This is a genomic window from Pseudomonas flavocrustae, assembly GCF_029872515.1.
Lineage (GTDB): Bacteria > Pseudomonadota > Gammaproteobacteria > Pseudomonadales > Pseudomonadaceae > Chryseomonas > Chryseomonas aestiva.
In genome coordinates, this window is record NZ_JAPDIQ010000002.1 from 428,772 (window position 1) to 446,020 (window position 17,249).

The following is a 17,249-nucleotide window of genomic DNA, read 5'->3' on the forward strand; positions in this document are numbered from 1 at the left end:
GCCATGGGCGACGGTAACCGGCGCCTCTTAAACGAAGCAGTTTCAATCGGCGCCGGAGGCGCTTCCACCATGCTGAACACACTTCGCGTCTCGACCAAGCTGGCGATCGGCTTCGGGGCTGCCATCCTGATGCTGCTGCTGGTCATGGGTGTCGCCCTGCTGAACATGGGCACCATGAAGGACTCGGCCGACAACATGTCGAAATTCCGTTTCCCCATGACCGTCCAGGCCAACACCCTGGTGCGTAACACCCTGGACAGCGGCCGCCTGATGCGCAACCTGCTGCTGCTGGACGATGAGCGCGCCCTGGCCAAGACCAAGGAAGACATCGCCAAGGTCCGCTCCGGCAACGCAGAGATACTCGCCGATCTGCAAAAGAAGATCGTCAGTGAGGATGGCAAGCAGAAGCTGGCCGCTGCCACGGACGCGCGTCAGCGCCTGCAGGACAAGTACGGCGAATTCTTTCGCCTGCTCGACACCGACCGTGGCCAGGCCCGGGACTATCTGCTGAATGTCTTCGCGCCCAACAACAACGAGCTGGTCGCCGCCCTCGGCGCCCTGAACGATCTGCAGGCCCAGCGCATGCAGGAAGCCGGTGAAGCGGCGACCGACGCCTACGTCGATGCCCGCAACCTGATGCTGGTGATTGGCGCGGTGGCGACCCTGATCGCCGTCCTGCTCGGCTATCTGATCACCCGCAGCCTGATCCGGCAGCTGGGTGGCGAACCGGCCTATGCCGCCGAGGTGGTGCAGCGCGTCGCCCGCGGCGATCTGAGCGTCGAGGTGGCGACCCGCGAAGGCGACACCACCAGCATGCTGGCCTCCGTGCGTACCATGACCACCACCCTGGCGCAGATCATCAGCGACGTGCGCAGCTCGGCCGATGGCCTGGCCAGCGCCTCGGAAGAGGTCTCGGCCACTGCCCAGAGCATGAGCCAGGCCAGCACCGAGCAGGCCGCCTCCGTCGAGGAGACCAGCGCCAGCATCGAGGAGATGTCGGCTTCCATCGCCCAGAACACCGAGAACGCCAAGGTCACCGACGGCATGGCCGGCAAGGCCGCGCGTGAAGCGGACGAGGGCGGCCAGGCCGTGCGCGAGACGCTGGTGGCCATGAAGACCATCGCCGAGAAGATCGGCATCGTCGACGACATCGCCTACCAGACCAACCTGCTGGCGCTCAACGCCGCCATCGAAGCCGCCCGCGCCGGCGAGCACGGCAAAGGCTTCGCCGTGGTGGCCGCCGAGGTGCGCAAGCTGGCCGAACGCAGCCAGGTCGCCGCCCAGGAAATCGGCACCGTGGCCAAGAGCAGTGTGGCCCTGGCCGAGCGCGCCGGATCGCTGCTGGCCGAGATGGTGCCCTCCATCAACAAGACCTCCGACCTGGTGCAGGAAATCACCGCGGCCTCCGAAGAGCAGAGCGCCGGGGTCGAGCAGATCAATGGCGCCATGCTGCAACTGAGCCAGATCACCCAGCAGAACGCCTCGGCGTCCGAAGAGCTGGCCGCCACCGCGGAGGAGATGAGCGGCCAGGCCGAGCAGCTCCAGCAGATGATGGAATACTTCACCCTGAGCGGTTCGCCGGTGGCCCAGCAGGTCGCCCGTCCCGGCGCCAAGCGCTCGGGGTCGAGCCTGGCCGAGCGCGCCTCGGCGCTGATCGACTCGCCCCGTCGCGCGCCCCGTGGCAGCGTGCCGGCCGGTTTCGCCCGTTTCGAGGAGCAAGCCTGATGCTATTGCGCCAGTTTCTGACCTTTCAGCTCGCCGGTGACCTCTACGGCGTGAACACCGGCTGCGTGCGGGAGATCATCGAGTACGGCGCGGTCACCACGGTGCCCATGCTGCCGCCGGCCATCCGTGGCGTCATCAACCTGCGCGGCGCCGCCGTGCCGGTCATGGACCTCGGCGTGCGCTTTCGCAACGAGGTGACCGAGACCTCCCGCCGCAGCTGCATCGTGGTGCTGGAGATCCAGGTCGACGGTGGCCCCCAGGTGTTCGGCATCGTGGTGGACGCGGTCTGCGAGGTGCTGGAGATCGGCGCCGACGGCATCGAGCCGGCGCCGCGCTTCGGCGCTTCGATCCGCACCGATTTCATCCTCGGCATGGCCAAGCAGGGTGCCGGTTTCGTCATCCTGCTCGACATGGATCGGGTGCTGGGCGCAGACGATCTCGCCCAGCTCGCCGCCATGACGGCTGCCTGAGTCGCGAACCATGGAACTCCCCGCGCTGACCGACAGCGAATTCCGCCAGTTTCGCAGCTTCATCTTCCGGGTCGCCGGCATCAGCATGTCCGATGCCAAGCGCCCGCTGGTGAGCGGTCGCCTGGCCAAGCGCGTGCGCCAGCGCGGCACGCCCAGCTACGACGCCTATTTCCAGCTGATCCAGCGCGACCAGGCGGAATGCCAGATGGCGGTCGATCTGCTGACCACCAACGAAACCTATTTCTTTCGGGAGCCCAAGCACTTCGACTTCCTGCGCGAGCAGGTGCTGCCGAACTGGGAAAGGCGCCAGCCGCTGCGGCTGTGGAGCGGCGCCTGCTCCTCGGGCGAGGAGCCCTATACGCTGGCCATGACTCTGGCCGAAGGACTGGGCGAGCGGCCCTGGGAAATCGTCGCCTCCGACCTCAGCACCCGGGTGCTGGCCAAGGCGCGCAATGCCCAGTATCCGCTCGCCGAAGCCGAGAACATCCCGCCGGCGCTGTTGCGGCGCTACTGCTTCAAGGGCGTGGGCGACAACGACGGCACCTTTCTGGTGGATCCGCGCCTGACCGCGCGGATCGCCTTTCGCCAGATCAATCTGAACAATTCGCTGCCGGAGCTGGGCACCTTCGACATCATCTTCCTGCGCAACGTGATGATCTACTTCGACGTGCCCACCAAGCGCCAGGTGGTGGCCCGCCTGGTCCGCCACCTGCGACCCGGTGGCTACTTCTTCGTCAGTCATTCCGAGAGCCTCAATGGGGTGACCGACGCCCTGAAAATGGTCAGTCCTTCCATCTATCAACGTCCGCTCTAGCCATGGCAGCCGCGCCGGAGCTGTTTCTGCGTCCAGGCGAATGGTATTTCGGCCAGGGCGAGGTGCGGATCCGGACCATCCTGGGCTCCTGCGTGTCCTTCGTCTTCTGGCACCCGCGGCGCCGTCTCGGCGGCATGACCCATGCGCTGTTGCCCACGCGCCAGCGCGCCGTGCCCGGCGCGCCCGCCGACGGTCACTATGTCGACGAATCCCTGCAGCTGCTGCTGGGGGCGATCGCCCGCCACGGCGGTGATCTGCCCGGTTACCAGGTGCACCTCTACGGCGGCGGCAACATGTTTCCCCAGCTCCTGCGCGATCGCGTCCGCAGCATCGGCGACGTCAACGTCGAGGCGGCGCTGGCGCAGCTGGCCCAGGCCGGTATCCATTCGGTGCGGACCCATGTCCGCGGCGCCGGCCATCGCAAACTGTCCCTGGACCTCGTCGACGGCCGGGTGCTCATGCAACAGGTGGAGCTACCCTATGTTCCGCCGCTTACGAGAATTACTCCATGAACAAGATCAAGGTCCTTATCGTCGACGACTCCGCCGTGGTGCGGCAGGTGCTCGCCCAGAGTCTCGCGGAGGATCCGGCCATCGAGGTGCTGGGGGGCGCCGCCGACCCGGTGTTCGCCCAGGACAAGATGCGCAAGCAGTGGCCCGACGTCATCGTGCTGGACGTGGAGATGCCACGCATGGACGGCATCACCTTTCTCAAGAAGATCATGGCCGAGCGTCCGACCCCGGTGGTGATCTGCTCGACCCTGACCGAGAAGGGCGCCGCCACCACCCTGCAGGCCATGGCCGCCGGGGCGGTCAGCATCGTCACCAAGCCCCAGGCCAATCTCAAGCAGTTCCTCAAGGACGCCTCGGACGACCTCACCAGCGCGGTCAAGGCCGCCGCCCGGGCCAATCTCAAGCGCCTGGCGCCCCGTGGCGTGCCGGTGGTGCCGACGCCCAAGCTCAGCGCCGACGCCATCCTGCCGGCCGGCGGCAGCCCGGCCATGGCGCGCACCACCGAGCGCATCGTCGCCCTGGGTACCTCCACCGGCGGGACCCAGGCCCTGGAAGCGGTGCTGACCTCACTGCCACGGGTCTGCCCGGGCATCGTCGTGGTCCAGCACATGCCCGAGCGCTTCACCGCCGCCTTCGCCGAGCGCCTGGATCGCCTCTGCGAGCTGGAGGTGCGCGAAGCCCGGCATGGCGATCGGGTCCTGCCGGGGCGGGTGCTGATCGCCCCGGGCGGTCGCCACATGCTGCTCAAGCGCAGTGGTGCCCAGTATCAGGTGGACGTGGTCGACGGTCCGCCGGTGAGTCGCCATCGCCCCTCGGTGGATGTGCTGTTCCGCTCGGTGGCGCGGGCCGCCGGCAGCAATGCCCTGGGTATCATCATGACCGGCATGGGCGATGACGGCGCCCGCGGCCTCAAGGAGCTGCGTGACGTCGGCGGCCGGACCCTCGGCCAGGACGAAGACAGTTGCGTGGTCTACGGCATGCCCAAGGAAGCCATGAAGCTCGGCGCGGTGGAGCAGGAAATCGGCCTCGGCCAGATCGCCGCCGCCATTCTCAAAGGTGGGGTCTAGACGAACTTGCGGGGCAGGCGGGACTCCAAGCGCGAGCACGCGAGGAGAGCCCCATGTTCGACATCTGCCAATGGATCAATGAACCCGAGACCTGGCTGGCCGAGCCCGAGCGGCTGCGGGTCATCACCGATCGCCACAGTGACTTCTGGCATCAGACCCACGACGGCGCCGAGCGCCACAGCGGCCACTTCTTCGGCGCCCGGGTCACCAGTGGCTTCACCGCCCAGCTGCGGGTGGCGGCGCGCTGCAAGAACCAGGGCGACCACGCCGGGCTGATGGTGCGGATCGATGAGCAGCAGTGGCTGCGCGTCGGCATCGGCTACTTCGACGATACCCCCCAGCTGCTCAGCGTCCTGACCCTGGGACGCTCGGATCTGGCCGTGGGCGCACCGCTGGGTGAGCGAGAGGAGGTGTGGCTGAGGGTCACCCTGACCCAGGGTACCCTGCGGGTCCAGACCTCGTTCGACGGTCAGCGCTGGCCGCTGCTGCGCCTGGCCAGCCTGCCAGCCGCCGCGGAATACCGGGTCGGCCCGGTCTGTGGCACCCCGGAGCGCGGCGGCATGGAAGTGGCGTTCAGCGAGTTCAGTCTGCAAGCCCCGCTGCAACGAGGCCTGGCCGATCTGAGTTGACGCGGGGAAGGGTGGTTCAGCCGACGGTGACGGGGGGCAGTTCCACCTGTTGCACCTGCACCGGCTTACGCGGCGCGACCACCTTGGCGACGCCGTCGACGACCTTGTCCCCATGCTGGTTGAACACCCGGGTAGCCAGGTTCACGCGAAACTTCGGCAGCTTTTCCAGCACCTCGATTTCCACCGTCAGGGTATCGCCCAGCTTGACCGGCTTTTCGAAGGTCATGGTCTGGTCGACATAGAGGGTGCCCGGTCCCGGCAGGTTGCAGGCCACTGCGGCGCTGATCAGGGCGCCACTGAGCATGCCGTGGGCGATGGGCTCGCGAAACAGCGTCTTGGCGGCGAATTCAGGGTCCAAGTGCAGCGGGTTGCAGTCGCCGGAGACGGCGGCGAACAGCAGCACGTCGCGCTCCTCGATAGTACGGGTCACGGTCACCTTCTGGCCGATTTCGAGGGCTTCATAAGGGATGTTTTCGGTCAGGCTCATGAAGCGCTCCGGCAGCTGTGACAAGGCGGCGGACGCCGCGAAGCCGGGCATTCTACCCAGCCTCGCCGCCAGAGGCTAATCACCTCCCGGAAAAGCCGGCAGAGAGCGTGACCGTAATTGATCATATGGTCATTAAGTGACGTCAAGGGCGGATATTGATGCTGTTGCGGGCTAGGCAAAGCTGCTAGGCTCGCAGGGCCGGTTCAGCGCTGATCACGGCACGCCAACGAACAATAACCATAGAGCGGGAGCGGGCTGCATGATGCCGAATTTCTGGAGTGACAAATATCCCGAGGGCATCCAGACAGACATAGACCTGGACCGTTATCGCAACGTCCTGGCGGTATTTCGCGAGGCCTGCCAGACCTACGCCGAGCGCCCGGCGTTCAGCAATCTGGGGCGGACGCTGAGCTACCGCGAACTCTATGAATTGTCCGGCCAGTTCGCCGCCTATCTGCAAAAGCACACCGACCTGCAACCCGGCGATCGCATCGCCGTGCAGATGCCCAACGTGCTGCAATACCCGGTGGTGGTCTTTGGCGCCATGCGCGCCGGCCTGGTGGTGGTCAACACCAACCCCCTCTATACCGCCCGCGAGATGCAGCACCAGTTCAAGGATTCCGGCGCCCGGGCGCTGGTCTGCCTGGCCAACATGGCGCACCTGGCCGAACAGGTGCTGCCGCAGACCGATATCCGCCACGTCATCATCACCGAGGTTGGTGACCTGCTGCCGACCTTCAAGCGCCTGCTGGTCAACGCCGTGGTCCGCCATGTCAAGAAGATGGTGCCGGCCTATCGCATTCCCCATTCCATCCGCTTCGTCGATGCCATGACCAAGGGCGAGCACGTCGATTTCGTCGACGCCGACCCTGCGGCGGAGGACGTCGCCGTGCTGCAGTACACCGGCGGCACCACCGGCATCGCCAAGGGCGCCATGCTGACGCACCGCAATCTGGTGGCCAACATGCTGCAGTGCCAGGTGCTGATGACCAAGTACCTGGGCGGCGGTGCCCAGGTCATGATCGCGCCGCTGCCGCTCTACCACATCTATGCCTTCACCATTCACTGCATGGCCATGCTGATCCAGGGCAACCACAATGTCCTGATCACCAATCCGCGCGACCTGCCGGCGCTGGTCAAGGAACTCAGGCAGTGGCGCTTCAACGGCTTCGTCGGTCTCAACACCCTGTTCGCCGCCCTGTGCAACAGCGAGGATTTCCGCCAGCTGGATTTCTCCCAGCTCAAGGTGACCTTTTCCGGCGGCATGGCGCTGCAGCAATCCGTGGCCCTGCGCTGGGAAGAGGTCACCGGCTGCGGCATCTGCGAAGGCTACGGCATGACCGAGACCAGTCCGGTGGTGAGCTTCAATCCGCTGGAGCGTCGCCGGCTGGGCACCATCGGCATGCCGGTGCCGGGCACCGACTGCAAGGTGGTGGATGCCGATGGCGTGGCCCAGGGCTTCGACACCCCCGGCGAGTTGTGCGTCAAGGGCCCCCAGGTCATGAAAGGCTACTGGCTGAGACCCGAGGCCACCGCCGAGGTGCTGGATGCCGAGGGCTGGCTGCGTACCGGCGACATCGCCGTGATCGAGCCGGATGGTTACCTGCGCATTGTCGATCGCAAGAAGGACATGATTCTGGTGTCCGGCTTCAACGTCTATCCCAACGAGCTGGAAGAGGTGCTCTCCCAGCTGCCCGGGGTGATGCAGTGCGCGGCTATCGGCATTCCCGACGAGGTGGCGGGGGAGAAGATCAAGGTATTCGTGGTGCCCAAGCCCGGTGCGTCCCTGACCACCGAGCAGGTGCTCAAGCACATGCACGACAACGTCACCGGCTATAAGCGACCCAAACTGGTGGAATTCCGCGATAGCCTGCCGACCACCAACGTCGGCAAGATCCTGCGTCGTGAACTGCGTGACGCCGAACTCAAGAAGGCGTAACAGGACGTCGCTACGTCCCCTGCGCCGCTACCTCTCGTCGACTGGTAGCGGTGCCGCTGGTTTCCAAGCATGGTTTTCGCAAGAGGTTCGGGTATAAACCGCAGGCGGCATTTTGCCGTCATCTCTCCGACCTCTTTCCTTGAGGACACACCATGCGAATTAGCGTACGCCAGGCCGTGCTGGGCCTCTTCCTGCTGGGCTCCAGCGTGCTCGGTCAGGTCCAGGCCGGTGAACCCATCCGCGTCCTGTTCGTGGGCAACAGCTACACCTTCGTCAACGATCTGCCGGCAATGGTCCGTCAGATGTCCGTCGAGGCCGGTCAGTCGCGTCCGCTGGACGTCAAGCATGTGACCTTCAGCGGCGCCAGCCTCGAGGAACACTGGAAGCGCCACGACGTGCAGGACGAGCTGGCCAAGGCCAACTACGACTACGTGGTGATCCAGGATCACAGCATGATGCCGGTGAAGAATCCGGACCTCACCCGTCAGTACGTACGCCTGATCGCCGATCTGGCGCGCAAGGACGGCGCCCAGCCGATCCTCTACCTGACCTGGGCCCGGCAGAACAACCCGACCATGCAGGCGCAGTTGGACAGCGTCTACACCCCCCTGGCCAAGGAGACCGGCGCGCTGCTGGCCCCGGTAGGCCAGGCCTGGCAGAAGGCCCTGGCCGATCAGCCGCAGCCCGGGCTGTTCCTGCCCGACGGCAGCCATCCGTCCTTTACCGGCACCTACCTGACCGCCTCGGTCTTCTATGCGCTGATCTACGGCACCCGTCCGCCGCTGCCGGCCGCCGGCGAAAAGATCAAGTTCGATCACGCCGATCCCGCCGATCTGCAACAGGACGCCTGGAAGGCCCTGCAGTCCCTGGACATGGCCCTGCGCACGCCGCCGGCCAAACTGAACGTGGCCAGCGTCCAGGCCAAGCGCTAATGCGCTACCGCCCCTGCGCGACCAGGCGTCGCGCAGGGGCCGGCAACCCGGCGGTTTTCCACCCGCCGTTCTTGTAAAGCCCCGCCGCACCCCCCAACTCTTTTACACTTACCGGTCCAAGCGACCGCCGTCGAAAGAGTTTCATGACCGATACCCCCTCCGTTGCCCGTCTCGCCGCCAACCTGGATCAGGCCTTCAACGCCGATCGCCATCGCCTGCGGCGCCAGCTCCAGGCCCTGCAGAAACAACCTGATCCGACCCGCGAAGCCCAGTGGCTGGAGCGTTTCCAGGCGTCCTGTGCCAAGGTCGAGGCGCGGCGTGCCAGCGTGCCGCGCATCCGCTACGACGACGCCCTGCCAATCGCCGCCAAGCGCGAGGAGATCAAGCGCGCCATCGCCGCCCATCAGGTGGTGGTGATCGCCGGCGAGACCGGTTCGGGCAAGACCACCCAGCTGCCCAAGATCTGTCTGGAACTGGGCAGGGGTGTGCAGGGACTGATCGGCCACACTCAGCCGCGCCGCCTGGCGGCGCGCAGCGTGGGCGCCCGGGTGGCGGAGGAACTGGGTTCGCCGCTGGGCGAACTGGTCGGCTATCAGGTGCGGTTCGAGGATCAGAGCACCGATGCCACCCTGATCAAGCTGATGACCGATGGCATCCTGCTGGCCGAAACCCAGCACGACCGCTTTCTCGAGCGCTACGACACGATCATCGTCGACGAGGCCCACGAGCGCAGTCTCAACATCGACTTCCTGCTGGGCTTTCTCAAGACCCTGCTGCCGCGTCGTCCCGATCTCAAGCTGATCATCACCTCGGCCACCATCGATCTGGAGCGCTTCTCCAGGCACTTCGACGGCGCACCCATCGTCGAGGTGTCCGGGCGGACCTATCCCGTGGAGACCTGGTACCGCCCGCTCAGCGCCGAGGTGGATGAAGACGGCGAACGGCTGGTGGACGATCTCTCGGTGGACCAGGGCATCCTCCAGGCGCTGGACGAGATCGAGGCTCACGAGCGCAGCGTCGGTCAGCGCCCGGGCGATGTACTGGTGTTCCTGCCCGGCGAGCGCGAGATCCGCGACTGCGCCGAGGTCCTGCGCAAGGCCCAGCTGAAATTCACCGAGGTGCTGCCGCTCTATGCCCGACTGACGCCGGCCGAGCAGCAGAAGATCTTCCAGCCGCGTCCCGGGCGCAAGATTGTGCTGGCCACCAACGTCGCCGAGACCTCGCTGACCGTGCCGGGCATCCGCTACGTGATCGACAGCGGGACCGCGCGCATCAGTCGCTACAGCTATAGAGCCAAGGTCCAGCGACTGCCCATCGAAGCCATCTCCCAGGCCAGCGCCAACCAGCGCAAGGGTCGTTGCGGCCGGGTCGAGCCAGGCATCTGCATCCGCCTCTTCAGCGAAGAGGACTTCCTCGGTCGCCCGACCTTCACCGATCCGGAAATCCTGCGCACCAACCTGGCGGCGGTGATCCTGCAGATGCTGCATCTGCGCCTGGGTCGCATCGAAGATTTCCCCTTCATCGAGCCGCCGGATGGCAAGGCGATCAAGGACGGCTTCACCCTGTTGCAGGAACTTTCGGCGGTCGATGTCGAAGGCCGCCTGCTGCCCCTGGGTCGGCAACTGGCGCGCCTGCCCGTCGATCCGCGGCTGGGGCGCATGCTGCTGGAGGCGACCGAGCAGGGCAGTCTCGCCGAGGTGCTGATCGTCACCAGCGCGCTGTCCGTGCAGGACCCGCGCGAGCGCCCGGCGGACCGCCAGACCCAGGCCGATCAGGCCCACGCCCAGTGGAAGGACCCGGATTCGGATTTCGCCGCCCTGGTCAATCTCTGGCACGGCTTCGAAGAGCAACGCCAGGCGCTGGGTTCCAACGCCCTGCGCAGCTGGTGCCGCAAGCACTTCCTCAACTACCTGCGGCTGCGCGAGTGGCGCGATGCCCATCGCCAGCTGACCCTGCTGTGCCGCGAACTGGGGCTCCAGGTGCGCAAGGCCGAAAGTCCAGCGCCAGCAGCCGCGGAGGGCACCCACAAACCCGCGCCGACCACCGACAAGCACGTCAACGCCAAGGCCCAGCAACAGGCCGAAGCCAGCGAGGCGGCGGTACGCGCCCGTGGTTACGCGGCGCTGCACAAGGCCATTCTCGCCGGTCTGCTCAGCCAGATTGGCCAGAAGAGCGAGGATGGCGACTACCTGGGCGCGCGCCAGCGGCGCTTCTGGATCCATCCCAGCAGCGTCATCGGCCGCAAGAAACCCACCTGGATCATGGCCGCGGAGCTGGTGGAGACCACCAAGCTGTTCGCCCGCATGGTGGCCAAGATCGAACCGGACTGGATCGAGCCGGTGGCGGGGCACCTGGTCAAGAAGACCCACCTCGAACCCCACTGGGAGAAGAAGCGGGGCCAGGTGGTGGCCTATGAGCAGGTCACCCTCTATGGCCTGATCGTGGTCGGTCGTCGCCCGGTGCACTTCGGCCCCGTAGATCCGCCCGCTGCCCGCGAGTTGTTCATCCGCGAGGGCCTGGTGCGCGGCGAGATCAACAGTCGCGCCAAGTGCCTGGCCGCCAACCGGGCGCTGCTGGAGCGGCTGGACGAACTGGAAGCCAAGGCCCGCCGCCGCGACATCCTCGCCGACGAGGAAACCCTGTTTGACTACTATGCCGCGCGTCTGCCGGCGGACGTCTACCAGACTGCCACCTTCGACAGCTGGTATCGCCGCGAAAGCGCCAAGCAGCCCGATCTGCTGATCATGCGCGAGGAAGACGTCCTTGCCCGCGAAGCCAGCGAGGTCACCGCCGCCCAGTATCCGGACACCCTGCGCCTGGGCGAGTTGACCCTGCCGCTGTCCTACGAATTCGACCCGACCCATCCGCGTGACGGCGTCACCCTGCGGGTGCCGGCGCCACTGTTGCCACAGCTGCCGCCCCAGCGCCTCGACTGGCTGGTGCCGGGGGTGCTCTATGACCGCTGCGTGGCCCTGGTGCGCAACCTGCCCAAGGCCCTGCGCAAGAACTTCGTCCCGGTGCCGGATTTCGTTCGCGCGGCGCTGGACAAGATCCCCTTCGGCGAGGGCTCGCTGCACGAGGCCCTGGGGCGCGAATTGCAGCGCATGACCGGTGCCCGCATCCCCGACGACGCCTGGCCGGAGGCCGAAGCCGGCCTGGATCCGCACCTGCGCATGAATCTCGAGGTGGTCGATGCCCAGGGCAAGCCGCTGGGGGAAGGCCGCGACCTGGCCGAGGTGACGGCGCGCTTCGCTCAGGAAAGCCAGGCGGCCCTGGCGCTGCCGACGCAGAAGCGCCAGGAGCAGCGCCCGGTGGAGGCCAAGGCCTTCGCCGAGGTGGCGGCCAAGACCCAGCAGCAGGTGGCCGGCCTTTCCATGACGGTCTATCCGGCGCTGGTGGACGAGCAGGGCACGGTGCGCGAAGGCCGCTTCGCCACCCAGGCCGAAGCCCGCTACCAGCACCGCCGCGCCCTGCAGCGACTGCTGCTGCAGCAACTGGCGGAACAGGCCAAGTTCCTGCGCGGCAAGTTGCCCGGGCTCACCGAGCTGGGCCTGCTGCACCGCGAGCTGGGCCGGCCGGAGGCCCTGGTGGAAGACATCCTGCTGGCCAGCCTGGACGCCACCATCCTCGCTGACGACGCCGAGCTGCCCCGCGATGGCGCCGGCCTGGCCTCGCTGGCCGAACGGCGCAAGGCGGGCTGGACCGAGCAGGCGGAACGCATCGCGCGCTTGACCCTGGAGATCCTCAAGCTCTGGCATGGCCTGCAGAAGAAATTCAAGGGCCGCATCGACCTGGCCCAGGCGGTGGCTCTCAACGACATCAAGGCGCAGCGGGGTAGCCTGGTCTATCCCGGGTTCGTCCGCGATACGCCGCTGGAATGGCTCAAGGAGTATCCACGCTACCTGAAGGCCATCGAGCAGCGCTTCGACAAGCTCGGCGGCCAGGTGCAGCGCGATCGCGTCTGGAGCGGCGAGCTGGCCGGACTCTGGGAGCAGTATCGCGCCCGCGCCGCCAAGCATGGTCAGGAGGGCAAGCGCGACGCCAATTTGGAGCTCTATCGCTGGATGCTGGAAGAGTATCGGGTGTCGCTTTGGGCCCAGCAGCTGGGCACGCGGATGCCGGTGTCGGACAAGCGGCTGAACAAGCAGTGGAGCCAGGTGGAGGCCTAGCGGTCCTCCATCGGCGGCGCCGCTCGGAAGATGTTCGAGCGATCATCCGTAGATCTCTGAGCCGCGCTGTCTGGTCGGCAACCTGGTGGTACGGCTGGCCGCGCGGCGGAGCGTCTCCCGGCATGGGTTGGCGCCCGCCGCCTGTCTTTCGTTCACTGTCCGGACGGCTACTAGGTGTTCCGGACGGGGAGCCACCCAGCCACTGGCGCGCGATGTATGAACGTCTGGCGCGGGCCTAGCGCGGCAGCACCTGGCGCAGCGAGCCGCCCACATCCGGCAGGTTCATCTCGATACGCCGCCACCAGGCTTCCGCGAAGCTGTAGAAGGCAAAGGCAATCAGGCCCAGGCCTACCACCGACAGCACCAGTCCACCGAAGGGCAGATTCTGCAGGCCGTTCAGGGCGTCCTTCATGCCCGGCGGATGCAAGGCCTGGTAGCGCGAGCCGCTGACCACCAGCAGGACGGCGATCTCGACGAAGGCCACGCCCCGAGCGATGAGGCCGAAGCGACCGATGGGCCGAATCATGCGCAGCTGTTCGGGACTGGCTTCGAGATACCGCTCGAAGCTGGCCTTCCAGCCCTTCACGAAATGGGCGAGGCCCACCCCCAGGGGGATCAGTGCGGCGACGTAAACCAGCAGATTGGAATAGCGCCAGCCGAGGATCATCTGCAGCAGGTCGTTGGTTTCCCCACCCGAACCACCGCTCTGGCGCAGACCGCTGATCAGCAGCCCCAGGGCGAAGAAGGCCAGGGCGCCATAGGTGATGCCGCCCACCAGCAGGCCGGCGCGGATCACCAGGCCCTTGGGCTTGCTGCCATGGTCATCGACATCGCGGATGGCCTGGAGAATACGCCAGGCCGCGAAGGCGATCAGACCGACCACCACCAGGCCGACCAGAAAGTGCCCGAAGGGCTGGGCGAGCAGGGCTTCCAGGCTGTCGTGGCTGTCCGCCGGCTGGCCGGAGCCGCGTGCGGCGAGCAGCGCCAGAACGCCGATGATGAGATAGACGAGGCCACGAGCGGCGTAGCCGCCGCGAGCCAGCAAGGTAAGTCCGGTACGAGTGTGCATCTGTTATGCCCTGTTACATTCTGCCTTGTACTGACCGGTGGCCCGCGTGCGGGTTCTAATGGCCGGACGGACGTTCTCCGAGGACTGGCAGCGAGCGGGTTTTGGCCTTAGGCTCGCACTCTTTGCTCCGGCGACCGGTTCATGGACAAAGCGCGACTGCTTCCCCTCATTCTTCAGGCCCTGGAAGCCGACCGCGAGGTCATCAGCCAGCAGTTGGCGGCCAGCCACGAGGCGGCCACCCACAGCGAAAGCAAGGCCGAGAACAAGTACGACACCCGCGGTCTGGAAGCGGCCTATCTGGCGGATGGCCAACGCCGTCGCCTGCACGAGATCGAGCTGGCCCTGGCGGCCTACCGGGCGCTGACACCCGTCGCCATGAACGATGGCATTCGCGTCGGTGCCCTGGTCGAATTGACCACTGCGACGGCCAGCCGCTGGCTGTTCCTCGGCCCGGATGCAGCGGGACTCAAGGTCAGGCTGGATGGCCACGATGTCCTGGTGATCTCGCCCCGCGCACCCTTGGGTCAGGCATTGCTGGGGCGGGAGGAGGGCGATGAGGTGGCGGTGACGGTGGAAGGCAAGGTGCACCGGCAGGAGATCCTGGCGGTGTATTAACGTAGGACAGAGGTAACGTCCTGTCTCCATCGTGGCCTTGGCCCGCGCCTGTGGACTGGGCAATGGCGGCGGATCGCGAGCGTGCCGGTGCCGATGGAGATGAATGCCCGCCCGGATAGCTCCCTCTCCCCTCGGGAGAGTGTTGGGGTGAGGGTGCCTTCGCCACGAAGCCCCGGTGGAAAAGGCTACGCCGTTTTCCACGCTACGATCCCATGTGGTGCCGTTGATGGTAATAGCGGCCATGGGCCGCTCCTACAGACCTCGCTTAGGGGCGTCGACCATGTTGTGCGATTAGGGCAGTGCTGTTGGCCGTAGGAGCGGCCGCATCGGCGGATCGCCATGGCCGCGATTGAGAGACGTTGAGGTCCGCCGTGATTCCAGGATTGCCGCCAGGGTGATCCCTCTCTCAGGTCTCCACCCCCTCCACCGGCCGGTTGGACCTGGGCGGTGCCGCCTCTTCCTTTTCCGACTTCGGCCGATGCTGATCCAGCCAGGCGCGGCCCTGATTCTGGGCCTCGTCGACCTTCTTGTTCAGCTCGTCGAGCGTCCCACCGAGGGTTTCCCGCGCCTGTTCGCGAGCGGCTTCCTCCACCTTGGTGGCGAAGCTGTCCGCGGCCTTCTCGGCACTGTCGCAACCGCCGAGACCAAGTAGCAGGAGAATGCCGGCGAGTCCGAGGATGGCTCTGGTAGTCATGGTCGTCCGCTCTTTCACGAAGGCCTGTTCAGGGAGTCGCGCGGCTCATGACCGGCAGCGGTGGGCTTGGCCTCGCTGCGGGTCTTGTACAGCGACACCAGCACGCCACCGGCCAGCAGGCCCAGGGTCACGCTCAGGGAGATCGCCGGGGGGATCTTGCCGATGATACCCACCAGGAAGATCTTGCAGCCGATGAACACCAGCACCAGCGCCAGGGCGTACTTGAGATAGGCGAAGCGATGGATCATCGCCGCCAGGGCGAAGTACAGGGCGCGCAGGCCGAGGATGGCGAAGACGTTGGAGGTGTAGACGATGAAGGGATCCTGGGTGATGGCGAAGATCGCCGGCACGCTGTCCACCGCGAACACCAGGTCGGCGCACTCGATCACGATCAGCGCCAGGAACATCGGCGTCACCCAGAGCACCGTCTTGCCGCTGGCATCAGGCTGGCGCACGAAGAAATGCTGGCCGTGCAGCTCGTCGGTCACGCGCAGCTTCTTGCGCAGGAATTTGATGAAGAAGTTGTCGTCGAGCTTGGGCTCTTCGTCCACCTTGGCGAACAGCATCTTGACCCCGGTGATTACCAGGAAGGCGCCAAAGACATAGAGGATCCAGTCGAACTGATGGATCAGGGCGGCGCCCAGGCCGATCATGATGGCGCGCAGCACGATCACCCCGAGAATGCCCCAGAACAGCACCCGGTGCTGGTATTCCCGCGGGATGGCGAAGAAGCCGAAGATCACCGCCATGAGGAAGACGTTGTCCATGGACAACGACTTCTCGATCAGGAACCCGGTGACGTAGTCGAGGCTGGCATCAACGCCCTTGAGCTGCCAGACGAAGAGGGCGAACAGCAGGCCCGCGGTGATGTAGCCCGCGGACAGCAGCAGGCTTTCCTTGACCTCGATGGGCTTGTTCTCCTTGTGGAGGACACCCAGGTCGAAGGCCAGCAGGGCGATGACGACGGCGAAGAAGGTCAGCCACATCCAGGTGGCGGTGCCGAGGAAGTCGGCGAAGAAGAATGCATGCAGGGCGTTCATGAGCCCCTCCTTAGTCAAGTTTCAAGACTATGACTCGACATGGCGGCACATACCGTCAGAGGGGCCCGGGTCACCAGGACAGGATTTCGAACTCGCGCACATTCGGCAAGGCTTGCAGTTTTACAAAATGCAACCGCTCTGGATCAGGCCTCTCGGGAGGAATGGTGGCCGGTGATCAGCCAGCGGCCGTCGATCTGCTCGAAGGTGAAGAGAAAGCGTGCGGGCACACTGATGACCTGCTCGCCATCGCGATAGTGGAAGACATAGAGGCCGCCGACCACCACGGTGCTGAGTTTGCTGCTGACCCTCTTCTTGAAGATCTCCACGTCGCACACCAGCCCCTCATTGGCGAGGAAATTGCGGAAATATTCCCGTCGGCTGTCCTCGCAGTCCCGCACCTCGTTGGAAAGCGTCGGCACCAGGATGGCGTCGGGCGCATAGAGCGCAAGAATGGCTTCCACATCGCGGGTGGCGACGGTCGCCGCCCAGGTGTGCAGGGCAGCCTTGGCGCCGGCGAGGCAGGCGATCTCTTCGTTGGAGCGAGCAGGCGCGTGGGCAGGACTGGCAACAGACACGGCGTTATCCTCAGGTGAACTTGAAATTGTTATAATATAACAATTGGTACTGAGCGAGTACGTGCCATGGCCAGATCGTTGGAAGATGACACCGGTCGGGGAGATCCGGGTCATGACGGGGCGGCGTCGCCGTCGGTAGCCGGCGACGGCGGAGGAGTGCGGCTCAGCGATTCTCGATCTTCGAGCGCAGCGGGATCTCTTCGCGGGAATCGGTCTCGCTCACCGGCTGGCCGACCATCTCTTCATAGACCGCTGGCTGGGCGATGAACAGGCGCACCTCCTTGACGTCGTCGAGGATACGCCGGGCTTCTTCCACCGAGGCCACGTGCAGGGTCGCGCCCTTGTCATCGGCGACCGGTACCGAGGTGCCTTCCACCAAGGCATGGATGACGTAGGAGCCGCCTTCCATGGACACCAGGTTGACTTCCTTGACCGCGCCGGCTTTGACCTGCTGATTCAGCTCTTTGACATTCATCGACACACCTCGGTTATCACGCTAACGAGCCCTGCGC

The 17,249-nt window shown here is 65.8% G+C and carries 16 protein-coding genes; 10 read left to right on the top strand and 6 right to left on the bottom strand.

Translation table 11 applies throughout. The features are described 5' to 3' along the window. Positions 1-69 precede the first annotated feature (69 nt). The 6 genes from OMP44_RS06730 to OMP44_RS06755 are packed head-to-tail and all read left to right on the top strand — an operon-like array spanning position 70 to position 5,217. Complete coding sequence (locus tag OMP44_RS06730; protein ID WP_187979016.1) at positions 70-1,725, top strand: methyl-accepting chemotaxis protein; 1,656 nt, start codon at positions 70-72, stop codon at positions 1,723-1,725. Next, a complete protein-coding gene (locus OMP44_RS06735; protein ID WP_183630429.1) occupies positions 1,725-2,195 on the top strand; it encodes a chemotaxis protein CheW in 471 nt (156 codons plus the stop codon). The genes OMP44_RS06730 and OMP44_RS06735 overlap by 1 nt, the downstream gene beginning before the upstream one ends. Positions 2,196-2,205: 10 nt before the next feature. Then, positions 2,206-3,009, top strand: coding sequence for a CheR family methyltransferase (locus tag OMP44_RS06740; protein ID WP_133859374.1), 804 nt, complete (start codon positions 2,206-2,208; stop codon positions 3,007-3,009). A gap of 2 nt (positions 3,010-3,011) precedes the next feature. Continuing rightward, positions 3,012-3,521: a chemotaxis protein CheD gene (locus OMP44_RS06745; protein WP_187979017.1), complete on the top strand. Its 510-nt coding sequence runs from the start codon at positions 3,012-3,014 to the stop codon at positions 3,519-3,521. Beyond that, positions 3,518-4,588, top strand: a complete 1,071-nt coding sequence (locus OMP44_RS06750) for a protein-glutamate methylesterase/protein-glutamine glutaminase (protein WP_280307077.1) — start codon at positions 3,518-3,520, stop codon at positions 4,586-4,588. Before OMP44_RS06745 ends, OMP44_RS06750 begins: the two co-directional genes overlap by 4 nt. Before the next feature lie 53 nt (positions 4,589-4,641). Further along, positions 4,642-5,217, top strand: coding sequence for a DUF1349 domain-containing protein (locus tag OMP44_RS06755; protein WP_280307078.1), 576 nt, complete (start codon positions 4,642-4,644; stop codon positions 5,215-5,217). Positions 5,218-5,233: 16 nt separating this feature from the next. On the opposite strand, the gene OMP44_RS06760 is transcribed toward OMP44_RS06755, so the two are convergent. Continuing rightward, the gene (locus OMP44_RS06760) at positions 5,234-5,704 is read right to left on the bottom strand and encodes a MaoC family dehydratase (RefSeq protein WP_187979019.1); all 471 of its coding nucleotides are present in this window, start codon (positions 5,702-5,704) and stop codon (positions 5,234-5,236) included. Between the two features lie 259 nt (positions 5,705-5,963). On the opposite strand from OMP44_RS06760, the gene OMP44_RS06765 reads away from it, so the two are divergent. The 3 genes from OMP44_RS06765 to hrpA all read left to right on the top strand — a co-directional run bounded on the left by OMP44_RS06765 (position 5,964) and on the right by hrpA (position 12,744). Then, positions 5,964-7,643: a long-chain fatty acid--CoA ligase gene (locus OMP44_RS06765; RefSeq protein WP_133859369.1), complete on the top strand. Its 1,680-nt coding sequence runs from the start codon at positions 5,964-5,966 to the stop codon at positions 7,641-7,643. A 152-nt stretch (positions 7,644-7,795) separates the two neighbouring features. Then, a complete protein-coding gene (locus OMP44_RS06770; RefSeq protein WP_273862827.1) occupies positions 7,796-8,575 on the top strand; it encodes an SGNH/GDSL hydrolase family protein in 780 nt (259 codons plus the stop codon). Between the two features lie 143 nt (positions 8,576-8,718). Beyond that, the gene (gene hrpA, locus OMP44_RS06775) at positions 8,719-12,744 is read left to right on the top strand and encodes an ATP-dependent RNA helicase HrpA (RefSeq protein WP_280307080.1); all 4,026 of its coding nucleotides are present in this window, start codon (positions 8,719-8,721) and stop codon (positions 12,742-12,744) included. A gap of 235 nt (positions 12,745-12,979) precedes the next feature. On the opposite strand, the gene OMP44_RS06780 is transcribed toward hrpA, so the two are convergent. Beyond that, positions 12,980-13,813: a DUF1206 domain-containing protein gene (locus tag OMP44_RS06780; RefSeq protein ID WP_280307082.1), complete on the bottom strand. Its 834-nt coding sequence runs from the start codon at positions 13,811-13,813 to the stop codon at positions 12,980-12,982. Between the two features lie 141 nt (positions 13,814-13,954). Between OMP44_RS06780 and OMP44_RS06785 the strand changes: the two genes are divergently transcribed. After that, entirely contained in the window at positions 13,955-14,428 is a 474-nt protein-coding gene (locus OMP44_RS06785; protein ID WP_208694798.1) for a GreA/GreB family elongation factor, read from the top strand. A gap of 406 nt (positions 14,429-14,834) precedes the next feature. Here OMP44_RS06785 and OMP44_RS06790 read toward each other — a convergent pair whose 3' ends face one another. The 4 genes from OMP44_RS06790 to OMP44_RS06805 all read right to left on the bottom strand — a co-directional run bounded on the left by OMP44_RS06790 (position 14,835) and on the right by OMP44_RS06805 (position 17,212). Beyond that, positions 14,835-15,122, bottom strand: coding sequence for a hypothetical protein (locus OMP44_RS06790; protein ID WP_280307083.1), 288 nt, complete (start codon positions 15,120-15,122; stop codon positions 14,835-14,837). Between the two features lie 14 nt (positions 15,123-15,136). Continuing rightward, positions 15,137-16,162 (bottom strand): TerC family protein, encoded by a 1,026-nt coding sequence (locus OMP44_RS06795; RefSeq protein ID WP_280307084.1) that lies wholly within the window; start codon positions 16,160-16,162, stop codon positions 15,137-15,139. Between the two features lie 143 nt (positions 16,163-16,305). Beyond that, entirely contained in the window at positions 16,306-16,737 is a 432-nt protein-coding gene (locus OMP44_RS06800; RefSeq protein ID WP_187979026.1) for a DUF4440 domain-containing protein, read from the bottom strand. A 163-nt stretch (positions 16,738-16,900) separates the two neighbouring features. After that, positions 16,901-17,212: a DUF6482 family protein gene (locus tag OMP44_RS06805; RefSeq protein WP_280307085.1), complete on the bottom strand. Its 312-nt coding sequence runs from the start codon at positions 17,210-17,212 to the stop codon at positions 16,901-16,903. Positions 17,213-17,249: the final 37 nt, after the last annotated feature.

Excerpts from the sequence above, each read along its gene's own strand:
- OMP44_RS06760 (WP_187979019.1), bottom strand. The coding sequence starts at position 5,704 with ATGAGCCTGACCGAAAACATCCCTTATGAAGCCCTCGAAATCGGCCAG.
- OMP44_RS06795 (WP_280307084.1), bottom strand. The coding sequence starts at position 16,162 with ATGAACGCCCTGCATGCATTCTTCTTCGCCGACTTCCTCGGCACCGCC.
- OMP44_RS06805 (WP_280307085.1), bottom strand. The coding sequence starts at position 17,212 with ATGAATGTCAAAGAGCTGAATCAGCAGGTCAAAGCCGGCGCGGTCAAG.
- OMP44_RS06770 (WP_273862827.1), top strand. The coding sequence starts at position 7,796 with ATGCGAATTAGCGTACGCCAGGCCGTGCTGGGCCTCTTCCTGCTGGGC.
- OMP44_RS06790 (WP_280307083.1), bottom strand. The coding sequence starts at position 15,122 with ATGACTACCAGAGCCATCCTCGGACTCGCCGGCATTCTCCTGCTACTT.
- OMP44_RS06735 (WP_183630429.1), top strand. The coding sequence starts at position 1,725 with ATGCTATTGCGCCAGTTTCTGACCTTTCAGCTCGCCGGTGACCTCTAC.
- OMP44_RS06780 (WP_280307082.1), bottom strand. The coding sequence starts at position 13,813 with ATGCACACTCGTACCGGACTTACCTTGCTGGCTCGCGGCGGCTACGCC.
- OMP44_RS06750 (WP_280307077.1), top strand. The coding sequence starts at position 3,518 with ATGAACAAGATCAAGGTCCTTATCGTCGACGACTCCGCCGTGGTGCGG.
- OMP44_RS06745 (WP_187979017.1), top strand. The coding sequence starts at position 3,012 with ATGGCAGCCGCGCCGGAGCTGTTTCTGCGTCCAGGCGAATGGTATTTC.
- hrpA (WP_280307080.1), top strand. The coding sequence starts at position 8,719 with ATGACCGATACCCCCTCCGTTGCCCGTCTCGCCGCCAACCTGGATCAG.
- OMP44_RS06730 (WP_187979016.1), top strand. The coding sequence starts at position 70 with ATGCTGAACACACTTCGCGTCTCGACCAAGCTGGCGATCGGCTTCGGG.
- OMP44_RS06785 (WP_208694798.1), top strand. The coding sequence starts at position 13,955 with ATGGACAAAGCGCGACTGCTTCCCCTCATTCTTCAGGCCCTGGAAGCC.
- OMP44_RS06740 (WP_133859374.1), top strand. The coding sequence starts at position 2,206 with ATGGAACTCCCCGCGCTGACCGACAGCGAATTCCGCCAGTTTCGCAGC.
- OMP44_RS06755 (WP_280307078.1), top strand. The coding sequence starts at position 4,642 with ATGTTCGACATCTGCCAATGGATCAATGAACCCGAGACCTGGCTGGCC.
- OMP44_RS06765 (WP_133859369.1), top strand. The coding sequence starts at position 5,964 with ATGATGCCGAATTTCTGGAGTGACAAATATCCCGAGGGCATCCAGACA.